This is a genomic window from Micromonospora echinospora, from assembly GCF_014203425.1.
Lineage (GTDB): Bacteria > Actinomycetota > Actinomycetes > Mycobacteriales > Micromonosporaceae > Micromonospora > Micromonospora echinospora_A.
Window position 1 is genome coordinate 134,748 of sequence record NZ_JACHJC010000001.1, and the last position, 24,199, is coordinate 158,946.

At 73.6% G+C, this 24,199-nt stretch carries 22 protein-coding genes; 13 read left to right on the forward strand and 9 right to left on the reverse strand.

Annotation, left to right across the window (positions count from 1 at the left end):
- Nucleotides 1-126 precede the first annotated feature (126 nt).
- Nucleotides 127-813, reverse strand: a complete 687-nt coding sequence (locus FHU28_RS00635; RefSeq protein WP_184679825.1) for an adenosylcobinamide amidohydrolase — start codon at nt 811-813, stop codon at nt 127-129.
- A gap of 220 nt (nt 814-1,033) precedes the next feature.
- Here FHU28_RS00635 and FHU28_RS00640 point away from each other — a divergent pair, with 220 nt between their 5' ends.
- From FHU28_RS00640 to FHU28_RS00685, 10 genes are all read left to right on the forward strand, one after another.
- Nucleotides 1,034-1,711: a Crp/Fnr family transcriptional regulator gene (locus FHU28_RS00640; protein WP_007466162.1), complete on the forward strand. Its 678-nt coding sequence runs from the start codon at nt 1,034-1,036 to the stop codon at nt 1,709-1,711.
- Nucleotides 1,712-1,930: 219 nt separating this feature from the next.
- A complete protein-coding gene (locus FHU28_RS00645; protein ID WP_184679827.1) occupies nt 1,931-2,674 on the forward strand; it encodes a metallophosphoesterase family protein in 744 nt (247 codons plus the stop codon).
- Between the two features lie 105 nt (nt 2,675-2,779).
- A complete protein-coding gene (locus FHU28_RS00650; RefSeq protein WP_184679829.1) occupies nt 2,780-3,400 on the forward strand; it encodes a TetR/AcrR family transcriptional regulator in 621 nt (206 codons plus the stop codon).
- 29 nt (nt 3,401-3,429) lie between these two features.
- Nucleotides 3,430-4,227, forward strand: coding sequence for a TIGR03084 family metal-binding protein (locus tag FHU28_RS00655; protein ID WP_184679831.1), 798 nt, complete (start codon nt 3,430-3,432; stop codon nt 4,225-4,227).
- A 53-nt stretch (nt 4,228-4,280) separates the two neighbouring features.
- The gene (locus FHU28_RS00660) at nt 4,281-5,957 is read left to right on the forward strand and encodes an acyclic terpene utilization AtuA family protein (RefSeq protein ID WP_184689069.1); all 1,677 of its coding nucleotides are present in this window, start codon (nt 4,281-4,283) and stop codon (nt 5,955-5,957) included.
- A complete protein-coding gene (locus tag FHU28_RS00665) occupies nt 5,954-7,093 on the forward strand; it encodes an acyl-CoA dehydrogenase family protein (protein WP_184679833.1) in 1,140 nt (379 codons plus the stop codon). The genes FHU28_RS00660 and FHU28_RS00665 overlap by 4 nt, the downstream gene beginning before the upstream one ends.
- Complete coding sequence (locus FHU28_RS00670; protein WP_184679834.1) at nt 7,090-8,697, forward strand: acyl-CoA carboxylase subunit beta; 1,608 nt, start codon at nt 7,090-7,092, stop codon at nt 8,695-8,697. Before FHU28_RS00665 ends, FHU28_RS00670 begins: the two co-directional genes overlap by 4 nt.
- A gap of 68 nt (nt 8,698-8,765) precedes the next feature.
- Nucleotides 8,766-10,781 (forward strand): acetyl/propionyl/methylcrotonyl-CoA carboxylase subunit alpha, encoded by a 2,016-nt coding sequence (locus tag FHU28_RS00675; protein WP_184679836.1) that lies wholly within the window; start codon nt 8,766-8,768, stop codon nt 10,779-10,781.
- Nucleotides 10,778-11,941: an acyl-CoA dehydrogenase family protein gene (locus FHU28_RS00680; protein WP_184679838.1), complete on the forward strand. Its 1,164-nt coding sequence runs from the start codon at nt 10,778-10,780 to the stop codon at nt 11,939-11,941. The genes FHU28_RS00675 and FHU28_RS00680 overlap by 4 nt, the downstream gene beginning before the upstream one ends.
- Nucleotides 11,942-12,262: 321 nt before the next feature.
- Nucleotides 12,263-12,715: a hypothetical protein gene (locus tag FHU28_RS00685; RefSeq protein WP_184679841.1), complete on the forward strand. Its 453-nt coding sequence runs from the start codon at nt 12,263-12,265 to the stop codon at nt 12,713-12,715.
- Here FHU28_RS00685 and FHU28_RS00690 read toward each other — a convergent pair.
- The 7 genes from FHU28_RS00690 to FHU28_RS00720 all read right to left on the reverse strand — a co-directional run bounded on the left by FHU28_RS00690 (nt 12,702) and on the right by FHU28_RS00720 (nt 20,427).
- Complete coding sequence (locus FHU28_RS00690) at nt 12,702-14,168, reverse strand: serine/threonine-protein kinase (RefSeq protein WP_184679843.1); 1,467 nt, start codon at nt 14,166-14,168, stop codon at nt 12,702-12,704. The two genes, FHU28_RS00685 and FHU28_RS00690, sit on opposite strands and share 14 nt — an antisense overlap.
- 30 nt (nt 14,169-14,198) lie before the next feature.
- On the reverse strand, nt 14,199-14,666 hold the full coding sequence (locus FHU28_RS00695; protein ID WP_116505380.1) for a hypothetical protein: 468 nt from the start codon (nt 14,664-14,666) through the stop codon (nt 14,199-14,201).
- Nucleotides 14,667-14,802: 136 nt separating this feature from the next.
- Nucleotides 14,803-18,384 carry an adenylate/guanylate cyclase domain-containing protein gene (locus FHU28_RS00700; RefSeq protein ID WP_184679845.1) on the reverse strand — a complete coding sequence of 1,194 codons (3,582 nt, stop codon included), beginning with the start codon at nt 18,382-18,384 and terminating at the stop codon, nt 14,803-14,805.
- The gene (locus FHU28_RS00705) at nt 18,381-19,175 is read right to left on the reverse strand and encodes an MBL fold metallo-hydrolase (RefSeq protein WP_260412817.1); all 795 of its coding nucleotides are present in this window, start codon (nt 19,173-19,175) and stop codon (nt 18,381-18,383) included. The genes FHU28_RS00700 and FHU28_RS00705 overlap by 4 nt, the downstream gene beginning before the upstream one ends.
- A 120-nt stretch (nt 19,176-19,295) precedes the next feature.
- Nucleotides 19,296-19,757, reverse strand: coding sequence for a RidA family protein (locus FHU28_RS00710; RefSeq protein ID WP_184679848.1), 462 nt, complete (start codon nt 19,755-19,757; stop codon nt 19,296-19,298).
- A 5-nt stretch (nt 19,758-19,762) separates the two neighbouring features.
- Nucleotides 19,763-19,918, reverse strand: coding sequence for a Sp36 family protein (gene sp36 / locus FHU28_RS00715; protein WP_013289021.1), 156 nt, complete (start codon nt 19,916-19,918; stop codon nt 19,763-19,765).
- Between the two features lie 62 nt (nt 19,919-19,980).
- On the reverse strand, nt 19,981-20,427 hold the full coding sequence (locus FHU28_RS00720) for a hypothetical protein (RefSeq protein WP_184679850.1): 447 nt from the start codon (nt 20,425-20,427) through the stop codon (nt 19,981-19,983).
- Between the two features lie 336 nt (nt 20,428-20,763).
- Between FHU28_RS00720 and FHU28_RS00725 the strand changes: the two genes are divergently transcribed.
- Genes FHU28_RS00725 through bagB form a run of 3 tightly spaced genes read left to right on the forward strand, consistent with a single transcriptional unit; the run spans nt 20,764 to nt 23,555 of the window.
- The gene (locus tag FHU28_RS00725) at nt 20,764-21,351 is read left to right on the forward strand and encodes an Rv0361 family membrane protein (protein WP_184679854.1); all 588 of its coding nucleotides are present in this window, start codon (nt 20,764-20,766) and stop codon (nt 21,349-21,351) included.
- 26 nt (nt 21,352-21,377) lie between these two features.
- Nucleotides 21,378-22,352, forward strand: coding sequence for an ATPase BagA (gene bagA / locus FHU28_RS00730; protein WP_184679858.1), 975 nt, complete (start codon nt 21,378-21,380; stop codon nt 22,350-22,352).
- Nucleotides 22,353-22,406: 54 nt separating this feature from the next.
- Nucleotides 22,407-23,555 carry an ArsA family ATPase gene (gene bagB / locus FHU28_RS00735; protein WP_184679861.1) on the forward strand — a complete coding sequence of 383 codons (1,149 nt, stop codon included), beginning with the start codon at nt 22,407-22,409 and terminating at the stop codon, nt 23,553-23,555.
- Nucleotides 23,556-23,563: 8 nt separating this feature from the next.
- Here bagB and FHU28_RS00740 read toward each other — a convergent pair whose 3' ends face one another.
- Nucleotides 23,564-23,884 (reverse strand): WhiB family transcriptional regulator, encoded by a 321-nt coding sequence (locus FHU28_RS00740; RefSeq protein WP_043327856.1) that lies wholly within the window; start codon nt 23,882-23,884, stop codon nt 23,564-23,566.
- Between the last annotated feature and the right edge of the window lie 315 nt (nt 23,885-24,199).

A 24,199-nucleotide genomic window follows, 5' to 3' on the forward strand; every position in this document is an offset into this window, starting at 1 on the left:
GGCGCGGCGGGCACTGGGCACAGAACGGGCGGGAGCGTACATCGTCGGCGACGCTACCGTCCCCGGGACGCGGCGACGAGGGCCGATCGGTCGGAAAACCGGGGCCGCCGGAAATGCCACAGCACGTCAGCCCGCAACCCGGTCGGACCAGGGCACGACGGTTCCGGCGCCACCGGAGCGGACGGCGGCGTGCACGGCCCGGGCCAGCGGCGCGCCCCAGGCCGACCGGGGGCCGCCGTACGGGGCCGGGTCGCCGTCGGCCGGGCAGAGCACCGTCACCGCGTCGGTGGGGGTGCCGGTGGCCGGCAGTCCCAGCTCCCAGATCGCCTGCGCCTTCGCCTCGGTGGCGGTGGCCACGGCGTTGACCAGGGCGGCGTCGCCGAGCCGCTCCGGCACGTACGCGACGATGTTGACTGTGCCGACGCGCTGCGCGGGCGGCGCGGGCTCGGGCGCGGCGGGCGGGGCCGGCTCGGGGGCGGCGGCCCACACCGGCGTGCCCAGGCCGACAGTCGCCCAGACCCGGACGCCGCCGTCGGTGCGGCGCACCACCTCGGTCACGTCCACGCCGGTCAGCAGCCCGACGCCGGGTCCGCCGAGGTCGAGGCCGTCCGCCAGCTCGGCCAGGTGCGCGGCGGGGTCGTCCCGGTGGTACGACATGGGCACTGTCGCGTTCAGCACCCACCCGCGGACGCCGATGCCGCCGCCCAGCGGGGCGGAGCCGACCGCCAGCAGGGGTCTCTCGGCCCGCCAGACCAGCAGGGGGATGTCCCACCCGGCTTCGGACCGGGTGGTCAGGAACGGCTCACACAGCACGCCGGTCACCCTACGATCACAGGTGGGAACGGGTGGCGCCGGCCCGGACCGGAAGCGGGATCTTAGCTGCTCACCGGGTCGGGCGGGTTACGCCCAACGATCAAGATTCCAGGGGTGCACCTCTGATTCCTACTCATGTGCGCCTAGACTGGCGGCGCGCGAGGGGATCAGCGGACGGCGGACCCGGCCGACGGACGGCACGCGCAGGCGGAGGTGCGCGATGGACGAGGTACTGGCCCGCAGCGGGATCTTCCAGGGTGTCGACCCGGAGGCTGCCGAGGCGCTCGCCAAGGAGATGGAGACGATCGAGGTCCGCAAGGGCGAAATCGTCTTCAACGAGGGCGAACCCGGCGACAGTCTCTACATCCTCCTGTCCGGCAAGATCAAGGTGGGTCGCCGCGCGGCGGACGGCCGGCAGAACCTGATCGCCGTGATGGGCCCGTCGGACATGGTCGGTGAGCTGTCGCTCTTCGACCCCGGTCCGCGTACGGCGACCGCCACCGCGGTCACCGACACCCGGCTCGTACGCCTACGCAAGCAGGCGCTGCGGCCGTGGCTGAACAACCGGCCCGAGATCGCCGAGCAGCTGCTGCGGGTGCTGGCCCGCCGGCTGCGCCGGACCAACGACTCGCTCGCCGACCTGATCTTCACGGACGTGCCGGGCCGGGTCGCCAAGAACCTGCTCCAGATGGCCGGTCGCTTCGGCACCCGCGACGGCGGCGTGCTGCGCGTGACGCACGACCTCACCCAGGAGGAGATCGCCCAGCTCGTCGGCGCTTCCCGGGAGACCGTCAACAAGGCGCTCGCCGACTTCGCCTCGCGCGGCTGGCTGCGACTGGACGGCAAGAGCATCATAATCCTCGACCCGGAGCGCCTGGCCCGCCGCGCGCGGGTCTGACCTCCGTACCGGCTTCCCGGCCCGGCCCGCCACCGCGCGGAGCCGGGCCGATGCCGTCTTCTGCGCAGGCCAGGCCGATGCCGTCTTCTGCGCGGGCCAGGGCGGTGCCGCCTTCTGCGCGGGCCAGGCCGGTGCCGTCGCTGACCGGGCCGACCGCCGCCGTCTCTGCCCGCCGCAGAATCGTTTGATCCTCCGGGCCGGTGCCGCCAGGCTGGGGCGATGCCCGATCTTGTCGCCGTCCTATCCGACATCCATGGTGTGCTGCCCGCGCTGGAAGCAGTGCTGGCCGAGCCGGACGTGGCCGCCGCCGATCTGATCGTCCTCACCGGTGACCTGGCGGCCGGCCCGCAGCCGGTCGAGACGCTGGACCGGCTGGCCGCGCTCGGTGACCGGGCCTGCTGGGTCGGCGGGAACGCCGACCGGGAGCTGGTGCAGGCGCGCGCCGGCAAACCCACCCCGATCGCCGTCTCGAGCTGGGGCGCCGGGCAGCTCCGCGACGACCAGGTGGCCCGGCTGGCCGCGTTGCCACCGCACGTCACGCTGCCGGTCACCGGGCTGGGTCAGGTGCTGTTCTGCCACGCGACCCCGCGCGACGACGAGGAGGTCGTGCTCGTCGACTCGCGGCTCGACCGCTGGGCCGAGGTCTTCGCCGACCTCCCGCCCGAGGTCGGCACGGTGGTCTGCGGGCACACACACATGCCGTTCACCCGGCTGGTCGACCGTCGCCTGGTGGTGAACCCGGGCAGCGTCGGCATGCCGTACGGGGGCACGGGCGCCTGGTGGGCGCTGCTCGGACCGGGCGTGCAACTGCGCCGCACGCGCTTCGACGTGGACGCCGCGTGCGCCCGGATCGCCGCCGAGTCCGCGTTCCCGGACGCCGCGGCCTGGGCCGACGAGTACGTCCGCTCCCGCCACTCGGACGCCGACGCGCTCACGGTCTTCGCCCCGCGCGACGGCCGCTGAGGCGTTAACAGGGGGCCCTTCCTCTACCGGAGGCGTTAAGAAGGGGCCCCTCCTTTCAAAAAAGTCAGGCTTGACTGTTTGTTTTGTGGGCGGCAGGCTATTGGCGTGTCCACCGCACCGAGCCGCGTCCCGCAGCAGGAGCGCAGCCGCGCCACCCAGGCCCGGCTGCTGGAGGCGACCGTCGACTGCCTGGTGGAGCACGGCTGGTCCGGCACCACCACGACAGTCGTAGCGGCCCGTGCCGGCGTCTCCCGGGGCGCCCAGCTGCACCACTACCCCACCAAGACCGCCCTGGTCACCGCCGCCGTCACCCACCTGACCGAGCGCCGGGCGGCCGAGCTGCGCGCCGAGGCGGCGGCCCTGCCCTCCGGCCCGCAGCGGCTCGACGGGGTGGTCGACCTGCTCGCCGCCTCCTTCACCGGCCCGCTCTTCGTCGCCGCGCTGGAGCTGTGGGTGGCCGCCCGTACCGACGCCGAGCTGCGGGCCGCGCTGGTGCCGCTGGAGGCGCGGATCGGCCGCGAGATGCACCGGCTCACCGTCGAGCTGCTCGGCGTGGACGAACGCAAGCCGGGCGTACGCGAGTCGGTGCAGGCCACGCTCGACCTGCTCCGCGGCCTCGGCGTGGCCAACCTGCTCAGCGACGACTCGCCCCGCCGCGCCGCCCTGCTGCAGACCTGGAAACGCCAGCTCGCCGCGTTGCTCACCCCCGAGAGCGAGCGGCACTGATCCCCTGACCCACCCCGCCCGGAGGCACAATGGTCGACCTGACAGCCCTGCTCGCGGATCTGGCCGCCGAGTCCGAACAGCTCGACGCGCTCGTCGCGGACCTGCCGCCGGACGGATGGGAGCGGCCGACGCCGGCCCCGGGCTGGACCGTCGCACACCAGATCGCGCACCTGGCCTGGACCGACCACGTCGCCTACCTGGCGGCCACGGACGAGGCCGCGTTCTTCGCCTCGGTGATGGCCGCGCCGGACCCGTCGCGCCTGGTCGAGGACGGCGCCGAGTCCTTCCTCGCGCCCCCGGCCGCGCTGCTGGCCCGCTGGCGCGCGGGCCGGTCCGCGCTCGCCGGGGCGGTCGCCGCCGTTCCGGCCGGGCAGAAGATCCCCTGGTACGGCACCAGCATGTCGCCCACCTCGATGGTGACCGCCCGGCTGATGGAGACGTGGGCGCACGGCGAGGACGTGGCCGACGCGCTCGGCGTCAGCCGTACCCCGACCGAGCGCCTGCGGCACATCGCGCACCTCGGCTTCCGTACCCTCGGGCACGGCTTCGCGGCCCACGGCCGTGCGGTGCCCACGGCGCCGGTGCGGGTCGAGCTGACGGCACCCGCGGGCGGCGACGTGTGGGAGTTCGGGCCGGCCGACGCGGCCGACCGGGTGACCGGCCCGGCGCTCGACTTCTGCCTGCTCGTCACCCAGCGCCGGCACCGCGCAGACCTGGCCCTGACGGCCACCGGGCCGGTGGCCGACGAGTGGCTGGACGTGGCCCAGGCGTTCGCCGGCCCGGCCGGCGACAAGCGGGAGCCCGCGAGTCGGGGAGAGCCGGCATGAGCGAACGCACCGAGCGAAGCGAGGGCCGTGAGCGCATGCCCGATCAGCACAGCATGAGCGTGCTGCGGATCGGGAACGCGTCGGGCTTCTACGGCGACCGCTTCGCCGCCTGGCGGGAGATGCTCGACGGCGGCGATCTGGACGTGCTGACCGGTGACTACCTGGCCGAGCTGACCATGCTCATCCTCGGCCGCGACCGGATGCGCGACCCGTCGCTGGGCTACGCGAAGACGTTCCTGCGCCAGTTGGAGGGCGTGCTCGGCACCGCGCTGGAGCGCGGCGTCACGCTCGTCACCAACGCGGGCGGCCTCAACCCGGCCGGGCTGGCCGACGCGATCCGGTCGCTCGCCGAACGGCTCGGCGTCCAGGTGCGGGTCGGGTACGTCGAAGGCGACGCGATCCAGCGGCCGGACGCGCTGACCGCCAACGCGTACCTGGGCGCGTTCGGGATCGCGGCCTGCCTCGACGCGGGTGCGGACGTGGTGGTCACCGGGCGGGTCACCGACGCCTCGCTGGCTGTCGGCCCGGCAATCGCCCGCTTCGGCTGGACCCGCGAGGACCTGGACGCGCTGGCCGGGGCCACGGTGGCGGGGCACCTGATCGAGTGCGGCGCGCAGGTCACCGGCGGCAACTTCAGCTTCTTCACCGAGCTGCCGGACGGCGGGCGCCGCCCCGGTTTCCCGATCGCCGAGCTGCACGCGGACGGCTCGTCGGTGCTCACCAAGCACCCCGGCACCGGCGGCGCGGTAACAGTCGAGACGGTCACCGCCCAGCTGCTGTACGAGGTGGGCGGGCCGGACTACCTCGGGCCGGACGTGGTGACCCGGCTGGACACGGTACGGCTGGAGCAGGAGGGCCCGGACCGGGTACGCGTGTCCGGGGTACGCGGCACGCCGCCACCGGACACGCTCAAGGTGGGCGTCAACAACCTGGGCGGCTTCCGCAACTCGATGACGTTCGTGCTGTGCGGGCTGGACATCCCGGCCAAGGCGGCACTGGTCCGCGCCCAGATCGAGGAGTCGGTCGGCACGGAAGGGCTGGAGTTCACGCTGGCCCGTACCGACCACCCGGACACCGACGACACCGAGGCGGCGAGCGCGCTGCTGCACGTACACATGCGTGACGGCGACAAGTCGCGGGCCGGGCGGGCGTTCTCGGCGGCGGCGGTGGAGCTGGCGCTGGCCTCCTACCCGGGCTGCACGCTGACCACGCTGCCCGGCGACGCGACGCCGTACGGGGTGTTCACCGCCGACGCGATTGCGCAGGACGAGGTCGAGCACGTGGCGGTGCTGCCCTCCGGCGAGCGGGTGCCGATCCCGCCGCCGACGGTGACGAGCGGTTTGCAGGGGGCCCCTGTACAACACGAGGCGTTAACAGGGGGCCCTTCCTTACCCGCAACCCGGCGGGGGCCGCTCGGCGAGCTGGTCGGCGCACGGTCCGGCGACAAGGGCGGCGACGCCAACCTCGGCGTCTGGGCCCGCACCGACGCCACCTGGCCCTGGCTGCGCGACTGGCTCACAGTGGACCGGCTGGCGGAGCTGCTGCCGGAGACGGCGGCGCTCACCGTCGAGCGGTACGAGCTGCCGAACCTGCGCGCGGTCAACTTCGTGATCCGAGGGCTGCTCGGGCAGGGTGTGGCCGCCTCCACCCGGTTCGACCCCCAGGCCAAGGCGCTCGGCGAGCTGCTGCGCTCGCGAGTGGTCGATCTTCCGGCGGAGGTTCCGGCATGACCATCGTGGACACGCCGGAACGCCGGCAACTACGCGAGCTGACCCGCTCGTTCGTCACCCGGGAGGTGCTGCCGCACCTGTCCGACTGGGAGCGGGCCGGCGAGCTGCCCCGGTGGTTGCACGAGACCGCCGCGAAGGTCGGCCTGCTGGGCATCGGCTTCCCGGAGTCGGTCGGCGGCAGCGGCGGTGACCTGCTCGACTCGATGGTGGTCACCGAGGAGATCATCCGCTCGGGCGGTTCGTCGGGGCTGATCGCCGCGCTGTTCACGCACGGGATCGCGCTGCCGCACATGGTTCAGGCACAGGACGAGACGCTCATCGAGCGGTACGTCCGGCCGGCGCTCGCCGGGACGATGATCGGCGCGCTGGCGATCACCGAGCCGGACGGCGGCTCGGACGTGGCGGGCATCCGCACCTGCGCGGTACGCGACGGCGACCACTACGTGGTGAACGGCGCCAAGACGTACATCACCAGTGGGGTCCGGGCCGACTTCGTCACCACGGCGGTCTGCACTGATTTCCCCGGTTCGGGCTCGCTCAGCCTGCTCGTGATCGACAAGGGCACACCGGGGTTCACCGTGGGCCGGCGGCTGGAGAAGCTGGGCTGGCACTGCTCGGACACCGCCGAACTGTCCTTCGTCGACGTCCGGGTGCCGGTGAGCAACCGGGTCGGCCCGGAGGACACCGGCTTCCTCGCCATCATGCAGCAGTTCGCCGCCGAGCGGCTCTCGCTCGCCACGCAGGCGTACGCCACGGCGCAGCGCTGCGTGGACCTGGCCGTGCGGTGGTGCCGGGACCGCCAGACGTTCGGCCGGCCGCTCGTCGCGCGGCAGGTCGTCCGGCACCGGCTGGCCGAGATGCACTCCCGCACCGAGGCGGCCCGGGCGTACGTGCACGAGGTCGCCGAGCGGGTCGCCGCCGGGCAGCCGGTGGTGACCGAGGTGGCGATCGCGAAGAACGTGGCGGTGTCCGCGTGCGACTTCGTCGTCGACGCCGCGCTGCAACTGCACGGCGGTTTCGGCTACATGCGGGACGCCGAGGTGGAGCGGCACTACCGCGACGCCCGGCTGCTCGGCATCGGCGGCGGCGCCACCGAGATCATGAACGAGATCATCGCGAAGGGCATGGGCCTGTGAGCACGACAGTTCTGCAGAGCACGATCGACCCGTCCGCGCCCGCCTTCACCGCCAACCGGGAGGCGCTGCTGGAACGCCTCGCCGAACTGGAGGAGGCGCTCGACCAGGCCAGGGGCGGTGGCGGCGAGAAGTACGTGACCCGCCACCACGGTCGCGGCAAGCTGCTCCCCCGCGAGCGGATCGAGCTGCTGCTCGACCCGGACAGCCCGTTCCTGGAGCTGTCGTCGGTGGCCGCGTTCGGCACCGACTTCCCGGTCGGCGCCAGCACCGTGACCGGCATCGGCGTGGTCGAGGGCGTGGAGTGCCTGATCGTGGCGAACGACCCGACGGTACGCGGCGGCGCGATCAACCCGTGGTCGCTGGCGAAGACCCGGCGGGCGGGTGAGATCGCGGCTGCCAACCGGCTGCCGATGGTGAACCTGGTCGAGTCGGCCGGCGCGGACCTGCCCACCCAGGCGGAGATCTTCATTCCCGGCGGCCGGGTGTTCCGGGACCTGACACGGCTCTCCGCGCAGCGGATCCCGACAGTGAGCGTGGTCTTCGGCAACGCCACCGCCGGCGGCGCGTACGTACCAGGCATGTCGGACTTCACCATCATGATCCGGGACCGTTCGCAGGTCTACCTGGCCGGGCCGCCGCTGGTGAAGATGGCCACCGGCGAGGTCACCGACGACGAGTCGCTCGGTGGCGCGGCGATGCACGCCACCACGTCCGGCCTGGCCGACTTCCTCGCCGAGGACGAGCGTGACGGTATCCGGCTGGCCCGGCAGTGCGTCCGCCGGCTCAACTGGCGCAAGCACGGCCCGCCGCCGCGCAACCCTCACCCGTTGCCACCCCGGTACGACCCGGAGGAGCTGCTCGGCATCGCCAGCGCGGACCTGAAGGTGCCGTTCGACCCGCGCGAGGTGCTGGCCCGGGTGCTCGACGACAGCGCGTTCGACGAGTTCAAGCCCGGCTACGGCACCGCCCTGGTCACCGGCTGGGGTGAGCTGCACGGCTACCCGGTCGGTGTGCTGGCGAACGCCCGGGGCGTGCTGTTCAGCGAGGAGGCGCAGAAGGCGGCGCAGTTCATCCAGCTCGCCAACGCGGCGGACACACCGCTGGTCTTCCTGCAGAACACCACCGGCTACATGGTCGGCACCGAGTACGAGCAGCGCGGCATCATCAAGCACGGCGCTCTGATGATCAACGCGGTGTCGAACTCGAAGGTGCCGCACCTGACCGTCAACCTGGGCGCCTCCTACGGCGCCGGCAACTACGGCATGTGCGGCCGGGCGTACGAGCCGCGGTTCCTGTTCACCTGGCCGAACTCGAAGTCGGCGGTGATGGGCCCGGCGCAGCTCGCCGGGGTGCTGTCCATCGTGGCCCGGCAGGCCGCCGCCGCCCGGGGACACGAGTACGACGAGGACACCGACGCCGCCATGCGGATGATGGTCGAGCAGCAGATCGAGTCGCAGTCCGGCGCGCTGTTCCTGTCCGGGCGGCTCTACGACGACGGGGTGATCGACCCGCGGGACACCCGTACCGTCCTCGGGCTGTGCCTGTCGGCTATCCACAACGGACCGGTGAAGGGCGCCGACGGTTTCGGCGTCTTCCGGATGTGACCTGTGAGCGCGAGGAACGCAGCGAAGCGGAGTCCCGCAGTCGCGAACGAAAGGCAGGCTCAGCGCCTATGATCACGAAGCTCTTGGTTGCGAACCGCGGCGAGATCGCCCGCCGGGTCTTCGCCACCTGCCGCGCCCTCGGCGTGGCCACCGTCGCCGTGCACTCCGACGCGGACGCCGACGCGCCGTTCGTGGCCGACGCCGACCAGGCGGTACGGCTGCCGGGTAACACGCCGGCCGAGACGTACCTGCGCATCGACGCCGTCCTGGACGCGGCCCGCCGGTCCGGCGCTGACGCCGTCCACCCCGGTTACGGCTTCCTGGCCGAGAACGCCGAGTTCGCGGCGGCGGTGACCGACGCGGGCCTGACCTGGGTCGGTCCGTCCGCGAAGGCGATCGCGGCGATGGGCGACAAGATGGCCGCCAAGGCGCTGCTCGCCGACGCGGGCGTCCCGATGCTGCCGACCTGGACCGACCCGGCCGAGGTGACCGCCTTCCCGGTGCTGGTCAAGGCCGCGGCGGGCGGCGGCGGCCGGGGCATGCGGATCGTCCGCGACGCGGCCGGGCTGGCCGAGGCCGTCGCTGGCGCGCGCCGCGAGGCGGCGGCGGCGTTCGGCGACGGCACCGTCTTCATCGAGCGGTACGTGGAACGCGGCCGGCACGTCGAGGTGCAGATCTTCGGCGACACCCACGGCACCGTCGTGGCGCTCGGGGTACGTGACTGCTCCATCCAGCGCCGCCACCAGAAGATCGTCGAGGAGGCGCCCGGCGTGCTGCCCGACGACGTGCGCGCGGAGCTGCACGAGGCGGCGGTGGCGGCCGGGCGGGCTGTCGACTACGTCGGCGCGGGAACTGTGGAGTTCCTGCTCGCGCCGGACGGGCAGGTGCACTTCCTGGAGATGAACACCCGCCTCCAGGTGGAGCACCCGGTCACCGAGCTGACCACCGGGCTGGACCTGGTCCGGCTGCAACTGCTCGCCGCCGAGGGCGAGCCGCTGCCGGTCGCCACCACACCGCCGGCCGACGGCCACGCCATCGAGGTACGGCTGTGCGCCGAGGAGCCGGCCCAGGGCTTCCGCCCGGCCACCGGCACGCTGCACCGGTTCGCGATCCCCGGGGTGGCCGCCGAGTTCGGTCCGGCCCGTGGCCTGCGTCTGGACTCCGGGGTGGTGGACGGCTCGACGGTGAGCGTGCACTACGACTCGATGCTCGCGAAGCTCGTCGCCTGGGCGCCCACCCGCGCCGAGGCGGCCCGCGCGCTCGCCGGCGCGCTGGCCCGCGCCGAACTGCACGGCGTGGCCACCAACCGGGATCTGCTGGTGCGCGTGCTGCGCAGCCCGGAGTTCGCCGCCATGGACGTGGACACCGGCTTCCTGGACCGGCACCCGGAGGTGTTCGAGCCGCTGCTGCCGGCCGAGCAACTTCCGGTGGCGGCACTGGCGGCGGCGCTGGCCGGCGCCGCCGCGCGCCGGGCCGCCGCCCCGGTGCTGGCCGGGCTGCCGTCGGGCTGGCGCAACGTGCCGTCCTTCCCGCAGGTCACCAGCTTCTCCGTCGGCGACGGCGCGGAGATCGAAATCCACTACCGGCTCGACCGCACCGGCGGCCTCGCCGAGTGGGGAAGGAAGGGCCCCTTCTTAACGGATCCGGTAGTGGAAGGGTCCCCTGTTAACAGCGAGCTCCCGCAGGTCGAGCTGGTGACAGCCGCCCCGGGCCGGGTGGTGCTCGACGTCGACGGGGTGCGGCGGGCGTTCCGCGTACACCGGGTGGGGTCGTCGGTCTTCGTGGATGGCCCGGACGGGGCGGCGAGCCTCACCGAGCTGCCCCGCCTGCCCCTGCCCACCGCGGAGCTGGCGGCCGGGTCGCTGCTCGCGCCGCTGCCCGGAGCGGTGACCCGGGTGCACGTCGAGGTCGGTCAGCGGGTCGCCGCCGGTGACCTGCTGCTGACGCTGGAAGCGATGAAGCTCGAACATCCCGTGCTCGCCCCCGCCGACGGCGTGGTGACGGAACTGCCGGTGCCCGCCGGCGGTCAGGTCGAGACGGGTGCCGTACTGGCCGTGGTGGACCCCGAGGAGGACCCGCAGTGAATTTCGACCTCACCCCCGAACAGGATCAGCTCCGCGACGCGGTACGGGAGCTGGGACGCAAGTACGGCCATTCCTACTTCGTGTCGAAAGCCAAGTCCGGCGAGCACACCACCGAGCTGTGGCACGAGGCCGGCCGGCTGGGCTACCTGGGCGTCAACATCCCCACCGAGTACGGCGGCGGGGGCGGCGGCATCACCGACCTGACGCTGGTGTGCGAGGAGTTGGCCGCGACCGGCTGCCCGCTGCTGCTCCTGGTGGTCTCCCCCGCCATCGCCGCCACGATCATCGGCAAGCACGGTACGGAGGAGCAGCGCAAGAAGCACCTCCCCGGCCTCGCCGACGGCTCCGAGAAGATCGTCTTCGCGATCACCGAGCCGGACGCCGGTTCGAACTTCCACCGTCTCTCCACAGTGGCCCGCCGTGACGGCGACGACTGGCTGCTCACCGGCCGGAAGATCTACATCTCCGGCGTCGACGAGGCCGGGCACGTGCTCGTGGTCGCGCGCACCGAGGACGCGTCCACCGGCAAGCTCAAGCCCGCGCTGTTCATCGTGCCGACCGACGCGCCCGGTCTGGAAAAGTCCAAGCTGGACATGGAGATCCTGTCGCCGGAGAACCAGTTCCTGCTCTTCCTGGACGACGTCCGGCTCCCCGCCGACGCGCTCGTCGGCGAGTCACTCGACGCCGGGCTGCCGGCGCTGTTCGCCGGACTCAACCCGGAGCGCATCACGGTGGCCGCGATGGGCGTGGGCACCGGCCGGTACGCGATCGACAGGGCGAGCGACTACACCGCCACCCGCAAGGTGTGGGGCGGGAACTCGATCGGCTCGCACCAGGGCGTGGCGCACCCGCTCGCGCACGCGGCCGTGCAGGTCGAGCTGGCCCGACTGATGATCTACAAGGCGGCGGCGCTCTACGACGCGGGTCGCGACCTGGAAGCGGGCATCTCCGGCAACATGGCCAAGTACGCGGCCGGTGAGGCCGCCGCGCTCGCCGTCGACACCGCCGTCCAGGCGCTCGGCGGTGCCGGCATGACCACCGAGTACGGCGTGTCGACGCTGCTCGGCGCGGTACGCGCCGGCCGGATCGCCCCGGTCAGCCGCGAGATGATCCTCAACTTCGTCGCCCAGCACGTCCTGGGCCAGGACAAGTCCTACTGACCCGCAGCGTTCGCGCGTGCCCGCCGTGCGGGGACCACGCGGCGAGCGGGCGGCCCGGGGTACGGCGGGTGCCCGATCACCCGCCGTACCCCGGGGGTCCGTCAGTGGGCGGTGTGGTCGAGGAGACCTCGGCCCTCGCCACTCCCAGGATCGACGCTCACGGTAGCGGCTCCCCGACGCGCAGCGATACGGCAGACAGCCAAAGGATGTAACGATTTTTATTCGATCAGCGCTTCTGGCACTCCGAAGTGGAAGGTCACTGACGGGAAACCGTCTCAGCCCGCAGGTTGACAGGTCGCCGCGCTGGGCCATGCTTGTCGGGTGAGATCGTTCCCGAAGCCCGATGCGCGGGCGAAGGCCGTCGTCGCGTCCATGGCGACGGTGGCGGCTGTGGTGGCTCTCGCGGTGTGGCGCCCGCCCGGCATCCTGTCGGTCGTGCTGGCCCTGGTCTGCGTCGTGCTGGGCATGATCGCCGGGGTAACGATCACCGCGGCCCGCCAGCCCGACGGCGGTGGTGAACACCCCCCGTCGTCCGAGAACTGGCTCCCCGAGGCCGGGTACGGAGTGGACGCCGACACGCTCGAGGCGATCGACCCCCGGGCCGTGCGGAACCTGCGCGCCCCGGGCGGCCATCCGGTCGACGCGGACACACTCCAGGCGCTGGACCCGCGGGCGGTACGCGGCCTGCGGACGCAGACCGCGGTGGACGCGGACACGCTGGAGACGCTCGACCCGCGGGCGGTGCGGCAGGGCCGAGGGGTCAGCGACCGGTGAGGGTGGGCCCGGCGAGCGCGTTCACGCCCCGGCCGGCCAGGCACCGGTAGGTGCGGTCGGCGTCGGTCTCCGGCGGCAGCACCTCGAGATTCCAGCCGTTCGCCGGATCGGCGCCACTGACCACCCGGAACGTGTCCGGGTTGCACACCTTGCCGACGACCGGATCGGCGGCGACCGCGTCGTGCTCGGCGCCGGCGAGACCGGCCGGCAGGTCACCCGCGGCGTAGGTCTCCCACGTGTGCTGGCCGTCGCAGGGCACCCGGCTCGCCTCGGCCCGGTCGCGGCGCAGCCGTACCGGACCGAAGCACTCCAGCTCGGAGGCGCACCGCGCGCCGGCCGGGAGCCGCACGTCGGCGGACGCGCAGCCGGGCACCGGCCCCCCGGCCACGCCACTTGCCACCGGGATCGGCGGAGCGGCCGGCGCGTGACCGGCGGCCAGCCAGCCGCCACCTGCCGAGGCCGCCAGCGCGAGCACCCCGGCGCCGCCGAGGAACCAGCGCTTGGGCCAGCGCCGGGCCCGCGACGCCACGGTCGGGTGGTCGTCGTCGGCGGGCGGGCGCGGGTTCGGGCCCCCGCTGCGGCGGTAGCGCTCGCCGCCGTCGTAGAGCACGCCGCCGGCCGGGGCGCCGTCCAGCGGCAGCCCGGCGAGCAGGCCGCGCAGCTCGACCGCGGAGGGACGCTCGCCCGGGTCGTTGGACATCCCCAACCGGAGTACGTCGATCAGCTCGCCGGGGACCCCGGGCAGCCCGGGGATGGGCTGCTGGAACATCTCCAGCACGGTGACCAGACTCGGGTTGCGTTCCGAGTGCCAGCGCGGCGGCCGGCCGTACATCACCGCGTAGAGGGTGGCGCACAGCGAGTAGACGTCGACGGCCGGAGTGGGCGGGCTGTGGTTGAACGTCTCCGGCGGCGCGTACGCCGGCGTGAGCGCCTCCAGCATGACCGAGGAGTCACGGAACTCGGCGAGCACCGCCAGGCCGAAATCGGCGAGCACCGCCGAGTTGAACTCGGAGTGCAGGATGTTGGCCGGCTTGACGTCCCGGTGCAGCACGCCCGCCGCGTGCGAGTGGACCAGCGCGTCGGCGATCTTCACGCCGAGGTCGCGGGTCTCCTCCGGGCCCAGCGGCGAGGTGCGCATCCGCTCCGCGTACGAGCCGTCGCACAGCTCCATGATGAGGTAGGGGTGCTGGTCGACGGTGACCCCGACGTCGAAAAGGTCCACCACGTGGGGGTGCGACGACATCCGTCCGGCCGCGCGGGCCTCGCGCAGGAAGCGGGCCTGGTCGCGTTCGCTGTCCAGCGTCCGGTTCTCAATCTTGACCGCCACCTCGCGTCCCACCGAGATCTGGGTGGCCCGGTAGATGGTGGCGTAGCCGCCCCGGGCGAACACCCGCAGATCGGTCAGACCGGGCACGATTGGCAGCCGCACGGCGCCGGGCGGGGTCTCGGTCACGGTTCGAAAATACCCAACTGGTCCGGCCGGTCAGCGGGCCGCGTCAGTGGCCGGCACCGGATCCGGCGCGGAGTCGCCGGGCCCGGCCGTACCGGGAGCCGCTCGGCGCGCGTCCCACCACAGGCCGACAGCTGTCGCGACCGCGCCCAACCCTTCCCACGCGGCGACCGCGAAGAAACGGTCCGGCGCGACGTCGGACAGCACCGCGATGGTGAATACGGTGAACGTGACCAGGCGGAACCAGACCGTGAACCGGTAGAACGGCCGCCACTCGGTCGCGACGGCGAGCAGGTAGTAGACCCCCATGTTGAACGAGGCCATCGACGACGCGGTGAGGAACGTGCCGGTGTAGTCGCCCGGGGCGCGTTCGGCCGGCACCTCGAAGCCGAGCAGGCGAAGCTGTGTCTCCGGCCAGATCAACCCGAGCGCGCCGAGCAGCAGCGCGAGGAGCCCGAAGACCGCGATCGTCCAGCCGGCGCCCGAGCGCGGCAGCCTCATCGTCCCTCCCCAGCATGGTCCGCCGGTTACGCGCGCGCGTAACCGGTGTGCGACAGTCGATCCACGACGGACGCCGCCCCACGCTAACCGGCCCCACCGACGAGCACATCCCCGGAACCGGTAGAACAACAGCCGATCAGCCGCCGGAGAGACGGACCCGCAACGCGTCGGCCACCATCCGCTCACTGCGCTGTTCGGTGGCGTACGCGAGTCGTACCGCCTCCTCCGCGCTGGCGAGCGCCTCGGCCCGGCGGCCACAGGCGTCGAGCGCCTCGGCCAGCACCAGCCGCGCCACCACCTGGCTGCGCACGTCCTCGGCCGGCGCGGTGATCGACCGCTGCGCCCAGTCGAGGGCCTGTTCGCGCTGGCCGTGGGCGAGCAGCGCGGCGGCGTACCGGGCCATCGTCTGCCGCCGGGAGAACAGCAGCGAGGGCGCGTTCGCCGGGCCGGTGGCGACCGGAGCGAGCAGCCCGACGGCGGTGCCCGCGTCACCGGCCGCGAGCCGGGCCATGGCGAGCAGCACCCGCGGCGCGACCTGGGCCGGCGCCTGCGGGTTGTGCGGCTCCACCCGGGTCAGCACCGACCGCGCCTCCCGCTCGGCGGTCTCGTGGTCGCCCATGTCCAGCGCGACGAAGCCGCGCAGCGTGCCGGCCATGCCGGTGAGCAACGGGTGGTTGGTCCGGTCGGCGTACTCGAGCGCGTCGGTGAACAGGTCGGCCGCGTGTTCCGGCTCGCCCAGCCCGCGCGCCACCACCCCGCGCACCACGAGCGCGAAGCCCTGCCCCCAGTCGTCGCCCACCTCGGCGAAGTCCCGGTACGCGCGCCGCGCCGCCCGGTCCGCCTCGGCCAGGTCGCCCAGCTCGGCGGTGGCGTACGCCTCGACCGCGCGCAGCGTACCGACCGCCCACGCCTCGCCGACCCGCTCCCCGAACGGCAGGAACACCCGCGCCATCCGGCACGCCTCCCGCAGCCGTCCGGCGAGCAGCCGGGCGAACGCGGTGGTGCCGCGCAGCCAGGCCCTCCCGTACGGGTCCTTCAGCTCGGCGAAGAGCCGGGCGGCCCGGCCGAGCACCGCGTCGGTGCCGGCGAAGTCACCCCGGGTGGTGGTCACCCAGGCCAGGTTCTGCAACGACCAGGCCTGCCCGCGCGGATCCCGCGCGGCCAGGCTGACCTGATAGGACGCGGCCAGCCGGCTGCTCGCCTGCCCGAGCCGGCCGGCGATGAAGTCGGCCATGCCGAGCCGCCGCATCGCCGACGCCCGCATGGTGGGCAGGTCGGCGTCGGTGGCCACCTGCAACGCCTCCCGCCAGCTGCGCTCGGCCCGCTCGGCGTCACCCAGCGTCTGCTGGGCCTGTCCGGCCAGCAGCAACGCGGCGGTCCGGGTGACCGGGTCACCGGTGTTCGCGGCGATCTTCTCGGCGAACGCGAGCGCGTCGGCCGGGCGGCCGATCTGGAGCAGCGCCCGGGCGTGCGTCACCCGGTCGGCCGGCGGTACGCCGTCGCGGGCCAGCTCGGCCGCACGCTCGGCGTACTCGACCGCGAGAGCCGGCTCCCCCGAGCGCAGTGACCGGCGGGCGGCCCGGCCCAGCGCGGCCACGCCCAGCGGGGTGACGGCCCGGGCCGGCGCGTCCGGGCGCAGCTTGACCGCGTCGGCGAGCGCTGTCGCCCGCTCGACGTGCTCGGCGACGAAGTCGTCCCGGGCGGCCTCGGTGAAGGCGCCCGCCGGGGCGCTGCCCGTCTCGGCCACGCTCTCCGGCGCGGCCCAGCGGGCCAGCGCCGCGTGCCGTTCGGCCAGCTCGGCCTTGCTCACCCCGGCGTACGCGGCCTCCCGCATGAGCGGAGTGGCGAAGGCGAACCCGGTACGGGTGCGGTGCAGCATGCGGCGTTGCAGCAGCTCCTCCACGGCCCGGTCCAGCTCGACGGCGGCGACCGCGGCGGGCCGGCCGTCCTGCCCGAGCCGCTGCTCCCGCAGCGCCTCCAGCGCGCCGGCGGGCACGGTGTCGCCCACCACCGCGGCGTCACGCAGCGCCGAGCGGGCATCCGGCGGCAGCGCGTCGATACGCGCGGCGAGCACCGCGGCGAGGTCCCGGGAGAGCAGCCGGCTGCCGAGCGAGCCGGGGGCGAGCCGCCAGCCGACGTCCGCGCCCCGGCCCGGTCCGGCGGTCAACGCGCCGCGCTCCATCAGCAGCGTCACGAGTTCGGCCAGGTAGAACGGGTTGCCCTGAGCGGTGGCGAGCAGCCGGTCCGCGTCGGCCTGGGGCATGCGGCCACCGACGAGATAGCTGGTGAGCAGCCGGGAGGCGTCCGCGCCGCGCAGCGGCGGCAGCGCGTGCACCTCGGCGTCCGCGACCCGGGTCAGCGCGCCGGCGGTCCGCACCAGTTCGGGGCGGCCGAGCAGCAGCACGAGCACCGGCCCGCTGAGCCGGTTGAGGGTCAGCGCCAGCGCCTTGAGCGTCTCGGCCGTGGCGTCGTGCAGGTCGTCCACCACGATCACCAGCGGCGCCTCCACGGCGAGCGCGGTGAGCAGGTCGGCGACAGCGGTGGGCACGGCTTCGTCGTCCGGCGGCGGTCCGGCCGCGTTCCACTCGCCGTTCTCCGTGGCGGGCGGCAGTTCGGCGTACCCGAGCAGGGCCAGAAGCTGGTCCACGGCGATCGGCGGCGGGTCGCCGGGGAGCCGGGACAGGCGCTGGCCGAGCCGGCGCAGCCGCTCCTCGACGGCCGGGCGGGTGACTGCGGTGGCCGCGTCGCCGGGCAGGCCGACGGCGGCGCGGACCAGGTCGGCGAGCGGGGCCAGGCGGCGGCGCTCACCGAACGCGGCGCACCGCACCGAGAGCACCCGGGCGCCGGTGTGGGCCGCGTACCGGCCGGCCCCGACGTCGTATCCGGCGGCCAGGCGTTCCACCTCGGCTGCGAACCGGGACTTGCCGATCCCCGCCTCGGCGGTCATCAGCAGCACCCGGGGCTCGCCCCGGTCGATCACCTCGGCGAGCCGGCCGGCGACCCGGCCGATCTCCGTCTCCCGGCCCACGAACGGCGCCTCGTCGCCGAGACCGGACCGGGTGCCGGGCGCGTCCAGCAGGCCCAGCAGCTCGTACGCCTCGACCGGCTCCCGCTTGCCCTTGAGCCGCAGCGGGCGCAGCGCCCGCCAGGAGGCGACGTGCCGGGTGGCCGCCGACGTCCGGGCCCCGGCGTAGACCGCGCCGACCGCGGCGGCGTCGGCCAGGCGCGCGGCGGTGTTCACCGTGTCGCCGATGACCGTGTACTCGATCGCGGCCTGGATGCCGGCGATCACGTCGCCGGTGTTGAGGCCGACGCGCAGGCCCAGCGGCGCGCCGCCGCCCCGCTCGTCGTCGAGCACCCGCCGGACGGCCCGCTGCATGGACAACGCCGCGCGCACCGCGCGCTCGGCGTCGTCCTCGTGCGCGACCGGCGCGCCGAAGACCGCCATGATCCCGTCGCCGGTGAGCTTGTCGACGTGCCCGCCGAACGTCTTGACCGCACCGGCCAGCGCGGCGAGCACCCGGTCGGTGACCGCGCCGACCCGTTCCGGGTCCAGGTCCTCCGACCAGGAGGTGAAGTCGGACAGGTCGCCGAAGAGCACTGTCACCACGCGGCGCTCCGCGGCGGGCAGCGTGGCGGCGGCCGGCAGCGCCGCGCCGCAGTTGTGACAGAACCGCGCCCCGGGTACCGCTACCGTCCCGCACACCGGGCAGGTCACGGCTGCTTCACCCCGAGGTGTTCGAGCTGGGCGCGGACGGACCACTCGGCGGCCCACCACAGCGACCTGTCGACGTCGGCGTAGACCACGGCGACCACCTCGGGCGCGGTGGTGGCGCCCGCGGCCACGGCGGCGCGCACCTGGTCCAGCCGGGCCCGCCGGTGGGCCAGGTAGAAGTCGGCCGCGACGCCGCAGTCGGCGAGCGCCGGGCCGTGGCCCGGCAGCACCGGGATCTCCCGGTACGTGGAGAGCAGTTCCAGGCTCGACAGGTAGTCCCCGAGGTGCCCGTCGGGGTGGGCGACCACCGTGGTGCCCCGGCCGAGGATCGTGTCGCCGGTCAGCACCACCCGATCGCCGTCGTGCTCCGCCAGGAGGCAGACCGAGTCGGCGGTGTGCCCGGGGGTGGGCAGCAGCCGCAGGCCGAGCCCCAGGTCGAGGCGCGTGTCGGCGGTGAGCGGCTCACCCCCGGCGGTGTGTGCCGGGTCGGCGGCCAGCACCGGCACGTCGCCGAGCAGCTCACGCAGCCGGGGCGCGCCGTCGGTGTGGTCGGGGTGCCCGTGCGTGATCAGCACGCACCCGATGCCCCCCTGCGCCGCGATCGCGGCCAGGTGCCCCTCGTCGGCCGGTCCCGGGTCGACCACCAGGGCCGGCGCGTCCGGCCCGGCCCGCAGCACCCACGTGTTGGTGCCGTCGAGCGTCATCGGCCCCGGGTTCGGCGCGCGCAACAGCGTCACCCACCCCGGCAGTTCCTCCGCAAGCGCCCCCGCGGCCCCGGACATACGCCCACCCATGGCAGCGATCGTACGACTCCCCCGGCCACTCCCCGCGATCTTGCAGCTCCCGCCGCTGGTTTGTCCCCGTCTGGGGCTTCTTTCAGGGCGGCAACCGCAAGATCGCGGGCTGGCGTGGGGTCAGGCGACCTCGACGATCAGCTCTACCTCGACCGGGGCGTCGAGGGGGAGTTCGGCCACGCCCACCGCGCTGCGGGCGTGGCGGCCGGCCTCGCCGAACACGGCGCCGAACAGGTCCGAGGCCCCGTTGATCACGCCGGGCTGGCCGGTGAAGCCGGACGCGCTGGCCACGAATCCGGTCAGCTTCACGACCTTCACCACGTTCTCCAGCCCGACCAGCGCGTCGATCGCGGCGAGCGCGTTCAGCGCGCACCGCTGCGCCAGGTCCTTCGCCTGCTCGGCGGAGACGCCGTTGCCGACCTTGCCGGTGGCGAGCAGCTTGCCCTCGGCCATCGGAAGCTGGCCGGAGACGTAGACGTGCTGCCCGGACTGGACGGCCGGCACGTAGCTGGCCACCGGCGGCACCACCTCGGGCAGTTCGAGGCCGAGCTCGGCGAGCTTCGCGTGGGGTCCGTTGCTCATGCGGCTCAGCCCTTCGGGCGCTTCAGGTACGCGACGAGCTGCTCCGGGTTCGGGCCGGGCACCACCGAGACCAGTTCCCAGCCGTCCTCGCCCCAGTTGTCGAGGATCTGCTTGGTCGCGTGGACCAGCAGCGGCACCGTGGCGTATTCCCACTTCTGCATCGGAGGAGGGCTCCCTTGCCTGACTTGGACTTCGGTCAGGCACAGCCTACGGTCCGCCGTCGTCACCGGGACGCGGGACGCGGCTCCGGCGCGGACGGCGGCTCGCCGCACGGGCCCTCGTGCTCGAAGCGCTGCGGACACCGGCTGCGGTCGGGCAGCAGCAGGTCGCAGAAGACCCGGTGCCTGTTGTTCTGGTCGTCGGTGGTGGAGACGGTGGTCTCGCCCGCGTCCAGCTCCACCAGGAAGCCCAGCGAGGTGGCCACGGTGCCGGCGAGCGCGGTGGCCGCGGCGAGGTCGGGCACCCGGACCGGCAGGTGGATGACGTAGCCGGGCTCGTCCTCCTCCCGCCCCTTAGCGCCGGGGCGGGACAGCGTCCGGACCACCTCGACCGGAAGGCGGTACGACCGCTCGTTGAACGAGGCGCCCTCGCCGGGCGCATCGGCGTCGCCGGGCCGTCCGGACCGGTCACCGGGGAACTGGGCTCGGGGGGTGTTCTCCGCGTCGCGCATGCGTCGCCTCCGGGCGTCGTACCTGTTCACTGACACCGCCATCCGCCTCGGCGTCGTCCGGCGGGTCCGGCTCTCCGTGTCGGGACGAACGTAGGACCTCCAACCAGTCCCGGCAACGGGACGCGCACGCTTCGTCACGCCCAGTCACATATGCGACACAAGCCTGGTCCGGAACGCGACGGCGAACTCACCTCCGGCGGGTGTGTACGCGGGGCTGGCAAGCGCCCCGCCGACCGCTACCCTTCCGGACTGGGCACGCGCGGACGCGCGCCCGACCACCTCGACCCGTGCCCGTCGCCTGGGGCGGCGACGGGAGCCGCAACCCGGGGGAGACAGATGACCCAACCGCCCGCCGGTGGCGACACCGGCATACCCGGCGACCCGCATTCACAGTCACCGCCCGACGGCGGCACACCGTCGGGCTCCCTTCCCGCCGCCGGGCCACCGGGCCATCCGCCCGGTCCGCCGGGCGGCCAGCCACGCAAGCGATCGGCCCTGCTGATCGCCTCCCTGGTGCTGGCCGCCGCGGTCCTGCTCTGCGGCGGTGGGGGCACTGCCGCGTTCCTCGTCCTGCGCGACACCGAGGACGGCCAGGGAGCGAAGGAGCCGCAGGTCGCGGTGGACGGTTTCCTCAAGGCCGTCTATCAGGAGCGGGACGCCGAGAAGGCGGCCACGTTCGTCTGCTCGGCCGCACGCGACGACGAGAAGATCATCGCCAAGGTCGCCGAGGTCCAGAAGTACGCCGGGCAGTACCAGAACCCCCGGTTCCGCTGGAGCAACCCGACCGTCGACAACCAGACCGGGGACCGGGCCACGGTCTCCGCCCGGGTGACCATGACCACCGCCGACGAGAAGGTCGCCGAGCAGTCCCTGCGCTTCACGGTGGTGCGGAAGACGGGATGGTGGGTCTGCGAGGTCGGCTGATCCGGCCGGCTGGTTAGGCTCGACGGGTGGCAGCGAGTGAGCAGCCGGCCGAGTCCGCCGGCAGATGGCCGGCCCGCCTGCATGTGGTGACCGGCAAGGGCGGCACAGGCAAGACCAGCGTGGCCGCCGCGCTGGCCCTCGGCTTGGCCACCGAGGGCCGGCGCACCCTGCTGGTCGAGGTGGAGGGCCGGCAGGGCATCGCCCAGCTCTTCGGCACCGACCCGCTGCCGTACGAGGAACGGCACCTCGCCGACGCGCCCGGCGGCGGTGAGGTGCGGGCGCTGGCGGTCGACGCCGAGGCGGCGCTCCTCGAATACCTGGACATGTTCTACAAGCTCGGCGCGGCCGGCCGGGCGCTGCGCAAGCTCGGCGCGATCGACTTCGCCACCACGATCGCGCCGGGCCTGCGCGACGTGCTGCTCACCGGCAAGGTCAAGGAGGCGACCACCCGCACGAGCGGCTCGCGCCGGACGTACGACGCGGTCGTGCTGGACGCGCCGCCGACCGGACGCATCGGCCGCTTCCTGAACGTGACAGCGGAGACCGCCCGGCTGGCCAAGGTCGGCCCGATCAAGACCCAGAGCGAGGGCGTCTCCGCGCTGCTCCGGTCGCCGATGACAGCTGTGCACGTGGTCACGCTGCTGGAGGAGATGCCCGTCCAGGAGACGCTCGACGCGGTCGCTGAGCTGACCCAGCTCGGCTTTCCGGTCGGCCGGGTGATCGTGAACGGCGTCCGCCCGCCGGTGCCGGCCGGCCGGGCCGTGACCGCGGCCGAGCTGAAGCGCGGGCTGGCCGCCGCCGGCCTGCCGACCGACGGCCCGACCGTGGCCGGGCTCGTCGAGGAGGCCAACGACCAGCGGGTACGCCGGGAGCTGGAGGACTCGCTCCGGGGCGACCTGGTGGAGCTGGGCCTGCCCATGATCGAACTGCCGCTGCTGCCCGGAGGAGTCGACCGGGCCGGGTTGGAGACGTTCGCCGAGACCCTCGTCCGGGCGGATTGACTCACACCTGCGACCGGCACGGAGCAGAGTGCCCCTCGGGACCGATACGCTCGATTGGTGCCTTCCGAAGACGCGGCGCCTCCGCTTGACGTCGACCAGATCCTCGCCGACGACGGCGTACGGATCGTGGTCTGCTGCGGGGCGGGCGGCGTAGGCAAGACGACCACCGCGGCGGCGCTGGCGCTGCGCGCGGCCGAGCGGCACGGCCGCCGGACCGTGGTGCTCACCATCGACCCGGCCCGCCGGCTGGCGCAGTCGCTCGGCCTGACCGAGCTGGACAACACACCCCGCCAGGTCAAGGGCATCGACGTCGAGGCCAGCGGCGGTGAACTGCACGCCATGATGCTCGACATGAAGCGCACGTTCGACGACGTGGTGCTCCAGCACACCGACCCGGCGAAGGCGGCGGAGATCTTCGCCAACCCGTTCTACCAGGCCATGAGTTCCACCTTCGCCGGCACGCAGGAGTACATGGCGATGGAGAAGCTGGGCCAGTTGCACGCCCGGGGCGAGTGGGACCTGATCGTCGTGGACACGCCCCCGTCGCGGTCCGCGCTCGACTTCCTGGACGCTCCGGCCCGCCTGTCCCGGTTCCTGGACGGCCGCATGCTGCGGCTGCTGCTGGCCCCGGCGCGCAGCGGCGGGCGCAGCATGTTCAACCTGGTGACGGCGAGCTTCGGGATGTTCTCCAAGGTGGTGCAGAAGGTGCTCGGCGCCCAACTGCTCACCGACCTGTCCGGCTTCGTCGCGGCCCTCGACTCGATGTTCGGCGGGTTCCGGCAGCGGGCCGAGCAGACGTACCGGATCCTGCAGGCCCGGGAGACGGCGTTCCTGCTGGTCGCGGCACCGGAGCCGGACGCGGTCCGGGAGGCCGCGTACTTCGCTGGTCGCCTGCGGGAAGAGCAGATGCCGCTGGCCGGGCTGGTGCTCAACCGGGTGCACCGGCCGACGGCGGACCTGTCCGCGGCGGAGAGCCTGGCCGCCGCGGAGCGGCTGGCCGCGGAGGGCGGGCACGAGGGCACCGTCGAGGTGCTGCGCGCGCACGCCGCGCTGGCCCAGCAGGCGGTACGCGAGGAGCAGGTGGCGGCCCGGTTCACCGAGGCGTTCCCGGCGGTGCCGGCGGTGTCGGTGGCCGCGCAGCCCGCCGACGTGCACGACGTCGACGGGCTGCGGACGATCGGCGAGGCGATCAGCCGGCGCTGACCGGGCGGTCAGGTGGCAGTGGTCACCAGGACCTTGTCCTTACCGGCCTTCTCCTTGGCGTTCTTCTTCATGGCCGCCTCGAACATCTTGCGCCAGCTGGTCACCTGCGGGTGACGGCGCAGCAACGCACGGCGCTCGCGTTCGGTCATGCCACCCCACACACCGAACTCGATCCGGTTGTCGAGCGCGTCGGCCAGGCACTCGTACCGAACTGGGCAGCTCCGGCAGATCCTCTTCGCCACGTTCTGTTCGGCGCCCTGTACGAACAACGCGTCCGGGTCTCCGTTCTGACATGCCGCCAGTGACGGCCAGTCAGTGATCATGCCCATCTGTACACGTCCCCCCTTGCAGTACCTACCGACTTCGTGCGAGCAGCCCTCGAACTCCCCCCGGTCGTTCGCGCCGGCCTCCCCAGGGCGGCACAAACGACGCATGGCTGCCTTCGCCGCCACCATCATGCTGTGTAGTCGCCCGATTACGCAACGTTGTCGGCGAAATCCATCATTCCGGACACTCCCGGCTTCCCGGGCTTTCGCCCGCGTCTACCCCGCCCGGGTACGTGAAAACGCTGCGCCCCTCCCAGACTTCGGACAGACTTCCGCCGGATCTCACGCAACCTCGGACCAGGGCTCGTGCGTTTAGCA

What these genes read in the sequence shown, in the direction of transcription:
- FHU28_RS00640 (WP_007466162.1), top strand. Translation starts at nt 1,034, where the DNA reads ATGGACGAGGTACTGGCCCGCAGCGGGATCTTCCAGGGTGTCGACCCG.
- FHU28_RS00645 (WP_184679827.1), top strand. Translation starts at nt 1,931, where the DNA reads ATGCCCGATCTTGTCGCCGTCCTATCCGACATCCATGGTGTGCTGCCC.
- FHU28_RS00655 (WP_184679831.1), top strand. Translation starts at nt 3,430, where the DNA reads ATGGTCGACCTGACAGCCCTGCTCGCGGATCTGGCCGCCGAGTCCGAA.
- FHU28_RS00660 (WP_184689069.1), top strand. Translation starts at nt 4,281, where the DNA reads ATGAGCGTGCTGCGGATCGGGAACGCGTCGGGCTTCTACGGCGACCGC.
- FHU28_RS00665 (WP_184679833.1), top strand. Translation starts at nt 5,954, where the DNA reads ATGACCATCGTGGACACGCCGGAACGCCGGCAACTACGCGAGCTGACC.
- FHU28_RS00675 (WP_184679836.1), top strand. Translation starts at nt 8,766, where the DNA reads ATGATCACGAAGCTCTTGGTTGCGAACCGCGGCGAGATCGCCCGCCGG.
- FHU28_RS00695 (WP_116505380.1), bottom strand. Translation starts at nt 14,666, where the DNA reads ATGAGGCTGCCGCGCTCGGGCGCCGGCTGGACGATCGCGGTCTTCGGG.
- FHU28_RS00705 (WP_260412817.1), bottom strand. Translation starts at nt 19,175, where the DNA reads ATGGGTGGGCGTATGTCCGGGGCCGCGGGGGCGCTTGCGGAGGAACTG.
- FHU28_RS00710 (WP_184679848.1), bottom strand. Translation starts at nt 19,757, where the DNA reads ATGAGCAACGGACCCCACGCGAAGCTCGCCGAGCTCGGCCTCGAACTG.
- sp36 (WP_013289021.1), bottom strand. Translation starts at nt 19,918, where the DNA reads ATGCAGAAGTGGGAATACGCCACGGTGCCGCTGCTGGTCCACGCGACC.
- FHU28_RS00720 (WP_184679850.1), bottom strand. Translation starts at nt 20,427, where the DNA reads ATGCGCGACGCGGAGAACACCCCCCGAGCCCAGTTCCCCGGTGACCGG.
- FHU28_RS00725 (WP_184679854.1), top strand. Translation starts at nt 20,764, where the DNA reads ATGACCCAACCGCCCGCCGGTGGCGACACCGGCATACCCGGCGACCCG.
- FHU28_RS00740 (WP_043327856.1), bottom strand. Translation starts at nt 23,884, where the DNA reads ATGGGCATGATCACTGACTGGCCGTCACTGGCGGCATGTCAGAACGGA.